This is a genomic window from Desulfitispora alkaliphila, from assembly GCF_050433185.1.
Taxonomy (GTDB): domain Bacteria; phylum Bacillota; class Desulfitisporia; order Desulfitisporales; family Desulfitisporaceae; genus Desulfitispora; species Desulfitispora alkaliphila.
In genome coordinates, this window is record NZ_JBNPXS010000004.1 from 105,232 (window position 1) to 113,049 (window position 7,818).

Genomic DNA, 7,818 nt, shown 5'->3' on the forward strand with positions numbered 1-7,818 from the left:
GCGCTCCTCAAAGTTCCAATATTGTTTCCTATCTTGGAAATAATTTTAACACTAAAAAACCATATTGAAAAGGTTTTTTTATTATAATACTACCCAATTTATCTTTCCCTTATCGTATAATTATATTAGAGGTGTAAACATGGAAACAGTTGATTTGAAATTATTATCTAGCGCACAACAGGGAGATGCTGAAGCCAGAGACAAACTGATTGCTCAGTATAAGCCCTTTATAACTAAAATTGCTTCCGAACAGTGCCGGCGCTATCTGGACTGGTCCAATGATGACGAGTTGAGCATTGCCTTAATTGCCTTTAATAAGGCCATAGATAATTTTGATATCACTAGTAAGAGCTCCTTTACCAGCTTCGCCAAGACTGTGATAAAAAACAGCTTAATAGATTACTTCCGGGTAGAAGGCCGACACAGGCACGTGCCCCTTTCTAGTCTTCCCGACCAGGGAGGAGAAATTAAACCTGCTCTGAGCGCAGAGTATCACCACCGGGACGAAGACAATGCGGACAGAGCTACTGAGCTCCTGGCTTTTCAAGAGCTCTTATTAAAGTACGGCTTTAATATAGAAGATTTAGTGGCCTCCTCACCCAAGCACCGAGATACCAAGGAGAGACTACACCAAATTGCCAAAGCTTTGTGTCTAGACAAAGAATTGCTTGCAAAGTTAAAGACTAATAAACAACTACCAGTAAAGGAGTTGGAGAAAAAAACTGGCTTTAGTAAAAAGATATTACAACTTGGGAGACGCTATATTATAGCAATAGCCCTGATAATGACTGAGGAATTATATCACTTGCAATCTTTTGTTCAAATAAACATGGATAGAGAAGGTGCGTACAAATGAGTAAAAAAAACCAAGCCCTGGTAATGAAAATCAAAGAGAGTACAATGCTTGTAGTTACTCAAGAGGGAGATTTCTGGGAAGTTCCTCTGCCCCAAGATACCCCCAAGGTGGGTGATCAAGTGGCCGTTTCCCCACCCTCTCCTAAAGCTGTACCTACTAAGCGCCGGTCCTTCCAGTGGAATCGTTGGCTTCTTCCAGTGACAGCAGCTATTATGTTTTTCATGATTGGAACAGCCAACTGGTTCTTGCATTCAAATGGAGGCAATCAGGTAGCTGAAAATCCAAGTCATTCTACTCCTGTAGCTCCTGTGGAAGAGAAGGAATTCTCGGATGTTATGTCACTTCCACCTGAAGTTAGCTATGTGGTAGCAATAGATATTAACCCCAGTATAGAGCTTCATTTAGATAGTGAGCTCAGGTTAATACATGCTGAATCAAAAAATAACGACGGCAAAGTGTTGCTGGAAACTGCCGCCCTAGAGCCAAAACAAAACTTACCCGCTGTCATGGATGCACTTGTGCAAAAGTCCCAGGACCTTCTCTATTTTAGCGAGGTAAACAACTTGGTACTAGCAACTTTAGTTTCCCATGAGACCCAGGAGGAAGATGCTACTGAACCGGTCATTTCCCAGGTAGAAAATAGTATTGTACTCTCTTTAGAAACTCATAATATTGGGGCTCAGGTAGGGGTAAGAGAGGGAACAGCTACAGACTGGAATTCTGCCAAGGAAGAAAACACTTCCCTGAACAAGGCTTATATTCAGGAAATTCTTTCTGAAAAGGGAATCCAAGTCAGCTCAGATGAGCTAGAGCGAAGTAAGCTAAACAAAGTGCTCATAGCAAATGGCATCCCACCAGGACAAATAGTTCGCCAACTAAAGCAAACGAATAAGCAAAAAGACTTTGAACAAAATGAAACTAAAAGGGCATTAGAAAAACTGCGAGAAAAAGAAAATAAAAAAGAAGATAAAGAAAAAAGACCGATAAACCAAGCTCCCGGAAGACCTGAAACACCTGGCAATCCGGCGGCTCCAGGTAGACCTGAAAACCCCGGTATGCCCCAGGGACCTACTCCTCCTGAGCACGCCCCTGCTCACGGGCTGAATAGGGGTAATGAATCGTAAATTGTATTAAGAACACTGGGAATGGGAAGAGTGTGGCCTGCAAGAGTATACAGGGATAACGCTATACCTGAAAGCCAAATCACCGCAAAGGCCCCCCTCTCCCTATTACCTGTTTTCAAAAGACTGGGTAAATGAGTGATTAAAATAATCAAAAAAGCTAATAAAACAAGTCCCATTTAGCTATTCTCCTCTCATCTGATTATTTCTCCAAAGCTTTTCTCTATTAAGCCCATTCTCCTCACTTCCGCATTGACCACTATTTCAAAGTCTATCTCTGAAAATATTTCATCCCAATCATCTTGCAACTCTCTCCACACCCTGTGATTCTCGATATTTATCTGTCGCCCTAGGCCTATTACATCCGCTTCCAATTCTCTGGATTTATCCAGGCAAGCCTTGATTTCATTTCTAATGATTTCAGCAAACCTGCTCTCTATTCTGCTCATCTGATCATAGTCCATGGGATCAAATTGCTGACACATGACTTCGCCAATATCACCCTCTGCTTCTACTTCAATGGTGACTACTGGTTTGCCCTGGACAAATTCCACTTCCATTTCTGCTTGGGAGAACAACACGTTGATTGCAATTCGCCGTCCCTGTTCTTCATCGCATTCAACTAGGAAAATCCCTCTGCCCACATTGTTGGTTATCCAGTTATATCCTCGGGCTTCTTTACGATCAAACCACCCTACCAACTTATCTTCCTTTAGTACCGCTGCCCCTGTATACCGCAAGAGTTGGCCATCTTCCGTTTCTGCTACTTCTCCTTCTTCATTACCCCCATTGCCCTGCTCCTCAGCAGTTTCCTCTTGTTCTTCTTCCTGACCTACTAATTCTACCCTGCCCACAACTAATGCCCTGCTCTCATCGGTGAGCTGTTTTGCTAAATCTGAGATGTTAACCTGAACTGCCTGAGAGCTGATTCTACTGGCTTGCACTAGAGAATCCAGCGCATCTGATGTGAGTCCACCCAGGAGGTGTTCAATCTCCAAAATTTCTCTACTCTCAGAACCCTTAGATACTATAATCCACATGGTTCTGTTAAGTTCTTCATCCCTAATAAATAAGTCAATAATTGGTTTGATCCCATCCCGGGCCAAGTCCTCACCAATGAGAAAAACTTGACTGTGAGACCAAAAAAGCTTGCGCCTAACCTGCATCACAAAGTTTCGTATTGCATCAAAAGCAGTCCAACCGGTACTGGAGATAATCCAAGAGGGAGTGTCCCCTTCTCCTCCTCCAGCCAGTGGACTCACTAAATCTGCGGGATTAGCTATTTCAACTGTGACCATGTATTTTTCCTCCACAGCGGGAGCTTTGTCAAGAGCCGAACCCATTACGAGCGCCCTCTCATCTAATTCTGTTCTATTCCAACACCCTACCGCTAGCAATAGGATTACTAATACTGCTATTAGTAGCGCTATATTCTTTCCCCTCATCATTTCATCAACCCTATCCGTCTGATTTCAGCTCGCACGTCCACATTTATATCTAAATTTGCAAAGGTATCATCCCAATTCTCTTCTAATTCCTGCCAGCGACGAAAATCAGCCCTATGTACATCTCTACCCAGTGCTATAATATCGCTTTCCAGTTCTTGTGCTTTAGCTAGTGTGGCATTTATATCTCCTTTCACCACAGTTGCCATTCTCCGTTCAATCTGTTCAACAAATTCCTCAACTATAAATCCCCTGTCACACTCTATTTCCGCAATATTCCCTTCTACATCTATTAAAATAGTCACATTCAGTTCATCGCCCTCAAACTGAATTTCAACCTCGGGGTGAGCAAAAAGAACCTCAACGCTCACCTCTCTTTTTGGGTCATCTGGACACTTTACTACCAGGATTGCACTTTCCAGCATCCCCTCAATCCAATTAAGCCCCCTAGCCTCTCTTTCATCTAACCAACCTACTAACTTGTCTTTTTTAAACACAGCAGCACCTGTATAACGAAGTATTACGCCCTCATCTTCGTCCTCTTCCTCAAAGCTCTCAATCCTGCCCGCTATAGCACTACCTTTATCACAGAGTAATCGGTCTATAAAATCTACCACACGCACCTGTACAGCCTTAGATGCTGCCGTACTAGCATTTATCATCTCACTAATCTCATTAGATGTTATACCTCCAATTTTATGATTAATACTGATAGTATCTTTAGCGGAGCTATCTTTAGCAATGACTAACCACACAGTTCTCCGCAACTCCCAATTTCTGTAGTGAAAATCTATTACACGAGCTAGGCCCTCCCTGGCTAGCTCCTCACTCACTATTAGCACTTGTTGGTGAGCCCCAAATAGTCTTCTAGGGCTTAACTGAAGTGAATTATATATGGCATCCCAAAAAGTCCAGCCCGAGCCGGTCAGAAGCCAAGAGGCACCTTCCTCCTCGCCTCCCTCTCCTCCTGCCATAGGAGACACAGCCTCTAGGGGATTGGCAGCTTCTATTGTTACCATAAATTTGCCTTCAACTGACGGAGATTTGTCCACTGCAGCCCCCAAGATCAACATGCGCTCGTCTAACTCAACTTTATTCCAGCATCCTCCAGTAGCAACCAGAACCCCTACCATGACAATAAGTAATAGCAACTTTCTCATATGCCTCACCTGCCCCCCTCCTCTTTTTTATTTCTAACTATCGCTAAAAAAAGAGTTGTGACTGGAATTACCAATATAAAAAAGTAATTGTGTAATACTTTTCCCCGCTGATGGAAATCCATAAGCTGGGAAAAATTCTCGAAGCTTCCTATACTCAAAGCGATAATCAGCGCAGCAGCGGGCAAAACCAAGCGAGTAACCTTCTCTGTCTTCAAAATTTGCCCCACCCCTATTACAAAGCAGTAATAGAAAACGGACACTTTGATAAAAAAAGCTCCCACCCATACCAGCATTACCAATGGGTCCAAGCGCTCAAAGAAGTCCGCTACTGAAATAATCCTGACCAAAGACAATCCCTTAAAGTTAACCATTTCAGCTTGGTTTACTCCTAGCACACCAATAACAAACACTACAGTGGTAGCGATAATAAATCCCTTAACCAACAAACCTATTGTCACAAAGGGAAATGCAAGGGCTCTTTTTTCCACATAGGGAAATAGCACAGCAATGGCTATCCCCAGCATAAATCCAGCCAGAACAACTATTCCTCCCCTAATAATGGGTATAGGACCCGTCTCCAAGACTACCGGCCTTAGATTATCAAAGTTTACCTCTTGAAACACTAATAGCCACAACGAAAAAATCATCAACAGCACCACAGGTAGTAGAATATCGTTAATTCGAACTATAGTCTCTATACCCATGTAAACCCCATAGGCACATGTGAGTACAAACATCCCTATAACAACTATTATAGGTGTTTCGGGTATAAAAACCGTAAGTATAAATTCTCCTAATTCCCTTACCAGGGTAGCGGTCATGAATAGAAAAAACCACAAGTATCCTAAGCCTAACAGAGTTCCCAACACCTTTCCGTATACCAAGGGCAGATACTGATACAGTGATTTATTTTGAAAGCGAAGTCCTGTGGTGATTATTACATACGCTGCAAAAATCATTAAAAGCATCCCCAACAACTCAGAAATCCAGGCATCCTGCCGAGCTCCTGCATCAATTGAGGCCACCAAAGTTATTACAACTGATGTCTGGATAGTTATTACCAGCCAGGCCAGCTGCCTGGCATTTATCCTGCCGTCTATTGACATTTAACTCACCTTTTCTTTATTTTGGCTTTCTGGGCCTGTTATTGCCACTGCGCTGTCTCTCTTGCCCTTGCCAGGTGAATATATCAGGTCTAAATCGAAAACCCCAATGGGGTACTCGCACTAATACATCCCGCAAACCTGTTAAGTTAAAGGGAGCAATCGGCCACATAAAGGGAATTCCGAAACTCCTCAAGGAAACTAGATGGATGTGAATGAAAAGTAATCCAATTGTTATTCCATAAAGTCCCATAGAGGCAGCCAATAGCATCATTCCAAAGCGCAACAGCCTCACCGATCCCACCACCTCTGGATTGGGAATTAAAAAAGAGGCTATGGCTGTGGCTGCCACAATTACCACCATGGGTGGCGATACAATCCCTGCTGAAATAGCCGCATCTCCTATAACTAATGCGCCCACAATACTCACCGCCTGCCCCACAGGCCTAGGCATCCGCACTCCCGCTTCTCGCAACACTTCAAAGGTTATTTCCATTATTAAGGCTTCCACAAAAGCGGGAAAGGGTATCCCCTCCCTGGAAGCCGCAATAGTTAACAATAGGGTAGTGGGAAGCATCTCCGGATGAAATGTGGTCACCGCTATATATGTAGCCGGAAGTAGTAGGGTAACTGCTAGTCCCATAAGTCTCAGCCAACGACTGAACGTTGCCAAGGGGTATCTATTAAAGTAATCTTCTGGTGTCTGAAATAGTTGAAAAAAGATAGTGGGAACTATCAAGACAAAAGGAGTCCCATCGACCATGATCCCAACTCGCCCTTCAAGCAAAGAACCCACTAAAGCATCTGGTCTTTCTGTATTTACCATTGTGGGAAAAATCGAAAAGGGAGCATCCTCAATCATTTCCTCAATATAGGAGGATTCTAAAATAACATCTGTGTCAATCCGTTTAATTCTACGCTTTAGTTCCTCTAATACTTCTTCATTTACTATCCCCTTAACGTACACTAAGGCTACATCGGTTTGACTCTGTCTGCCCAGCTGAAAACTCTCGATCCGCAGGTTAGGGTTCTTTAATCGGCGACGCAATAAGGATGTGTTGGTGATTAAGGTTTCCGTAAATCCCTCTCGGGGGCCTCTGATCACAACCTCACTGGCAGGCTCTTCAATCCCCCTTGCAACCCAGCCTCTAGTTGAAGCCACAATGGCTTCAGGGAATCTATCTAAAAAGAATATAGTATCGCCAGAGAGGGCGCCATAGATAACATCACTCAAACTGTTAACCTGTTTAATATCTCCAATGCTCAGGTGCCTTTCCGCAATTTGCTCAAAGACCTCTTTACCTCCACCACGGATTGGAATTTCCAGGCTTTCTGTACCCTCCATTATATTTTTTATAATATTGTCATTTATAATCTTATTTTCGACCAACCCGTCCAACCATATAGCTGCTCCCTCGATGCCCTTGCCTTTCCCTATTTTAAATCTGCGCAGGTTTATATCCAGAGAATCCCCTAAGACTTTCTTTATAGTCTCTAGATTGGTTTCTAAAGAATTAGATATCTTGATTTTCTCCGGAATTTCCCCAATATTCCCCAACTTTTCTTCCTGCCCCTTAGGAGTATTAGAAAAACTCAACTTTTTCTGGAGCTTTTTTCCCAGCTTACTTAAAAGTTTGCTTTTCATTTTTCACCTATACAACCGATTTCAGTTCTGTAGTCAGTGCCACAGTTGGGGCAGTATAGCAAGTGAATGCATACCTGGTCTTTTTTTTCATCAGTTTCCCAGTGCTGTTCTTCATAGGGACTATAGGGACCCAGGTACTCCTCTGGCTTTCCCCCATCTCTCATCAAGTGGGAGCAGGAGGGACAGGTAGCTGTTATGTTTTTTATTCCATTACACAGTGGACAAATATTACTCACAAGGCTAAACCTCCCAAAAACTCGTCTATAATTATTTTCATCTTTTTTCAAGATTTTATACATGAGACTTTTGCAAATTAATTAACCCTTGATATATAAGGTTTTCAATAGCATAAAAAAGGACTTCACCCCAATGTGGAGAAATTTTCAAGTGACAAAACAAGAAAACCCACAAGGAGGGAAGTCACTTTGTATATTCTCCAAGAAGTTCTATTTTCCTTTGAAGAATTATTTGAAATTGAATCAAAAGAG

At 42.7% G+C, this 7,818-nt stretch carries 7 protein-coding genes; 2 read left to right on the forward strand and 5 right to left on the reverse strand.

From position 1 onward, the window contains the following. The first annotated feature begins 139 nt into the window (after window positions 1-139). Window positions 140-856, forward strand: a complete 717-nt coding sequence (sigI, locus tag GGQ84_RS02885) for an RNA polymerase sigma-I factor (protein WP_429158896.1) — start codon at window positions 140-142, stop codon at window positions 854-856. Next, window positions 853-1,980 (forward strand): anti-sigma factor domain-containing protein, encoded by a 1,128-nt coding sequence (locus GGQ84_RS02890; RefSeq protein ID WP_429158899.1) that lies wholly within the window; start codon window positions 853-855, stop codon window positions 1,978-1,980. The genes sigI and GGQ84_RS02890 overlap by 4 nt, the downstream gene beginning before the upstream one ends. Before the next feature lie 191 nt (window positions 1,981-2,171). On the opposite strand, the gene GGQ84_RS02895 is transcribed toward GGQ84_RS02890, so the two are convergent. Genes GGQ84_RS02895 through GGQ84_RS02915 form a run of 5 tightly spaced genes read right to left on the reverse strand, consistent with a single transcriptional unit; the run spans window position 2,172 to window position 7,566 of the window. Continuing rightward, entirely contained in the window at window positions 2,172-3,425 is a 1,254-nt protein-coding gene (locus GGQ84_RS02895) for a Ger(x)C family spore germination protein (RefSeq protein ID WP_429158902.1), read from the reverse strand. After that, window positions 3,422-4,582: a Ger(x)C family spore germination protein gene (locus GGQ84_RS02900; protein ID WP_429158931.1), complete on the reverse strand. Its 1,161-nt coding sequence runs from the start codon at window positions 4,580-4,582 to the stop codon at window positions 3,422-3,424. Before GGQ84_RS02900 ends, GGQ84_RS02895 begins: the two co-directional genes overlap by 4 nt. 5 nt (window positions 4,583-4,587) lie before the next feature. Continuing rightward, window positions 4,588-5,688 (reverse strand): GerAB/ArcD/ProY family transporter, encoded by a 1,101-nt coding sequence (locus tag GGQ84_RS02905; protein ID WP_429158904.1) that lies wholly within the window; start codon window positions 5,686-5,688, stop codon window positions 4,588-4,590. Between the two features lie 16 nt (window positions 5,689-5,704). Further along, entirely contained in the window at window positions 5,705-7,330 is a 1,626-nt protein-coding gene (locus GGQ84_RS02910) for a spore germination protein (RefSeq protein ID WP_429158906.1), read from the reverse strand. After that, window positions 7,327-7,566 carry a hypothetical protein gene (locus GGQ84_RS02915; RefSeq protein ID WP_429158908.1) on the reverse strand — a complete coding sequence of 80 codons (240 nt, stop codon included), beginning with the start codon at window positions 7,564-7,566 and terminating at the stop codon, window positions 7,327-7,329. Before GGQ84_RS02915 ends, GGQ84_RS02910 begins: the two co-directional genes overlap by 4 nt. Between the last annotated feature and the right edge of the window lie 252 nt (window positions 7,567-7,818).

Bases quoted from the DNA above. Each gene is read 5' to 3' on its own strand.
- GGQ84_RS02890 (WP_429158899.1), top strand. From the start codon at position 853: ATGAGTAAAAAAAACCAAGCCCTGGTAATGAAAATCAAAGAGAGTACA.
- GGQ84_RS02900 (WP_429158931.1), bottom strand. From the start codon at position 4,582: ATGAGAAAGTTGCTATTACTTATTGTCATGGTAGGGGTTCTGGTTGCT.
- GGQ84_RS02895 (WP_429158902.1), bottom strand. From the start codon at position 3,425: ATGATGAGGGGAAAGAATATAGCGCTACTAATAGCAGTATTAGTAATC.
- sigI (WP_429158896.1), top strand. From the start codon at position 140: ATGGAAACAGTTGATTTGAAATTATTATCTAGCGCACAACAGGGAGAT.
- GGQ84_RS02905 (WP_429158904.1), bottom strand. From the start codon at position 5,688: ATGTCAATAGACGGCAGGATAAATGCCAGGCAGCTGGCCTGGCTGGTA.
- GGQ84_RS02910 (WP_429158906.1), bottom strand. From the start codon at position 7,330: ATGAAAAGCAAACTTTTAAGTAAGCTGGGAAAAAAGCTCCAGAAAAAG.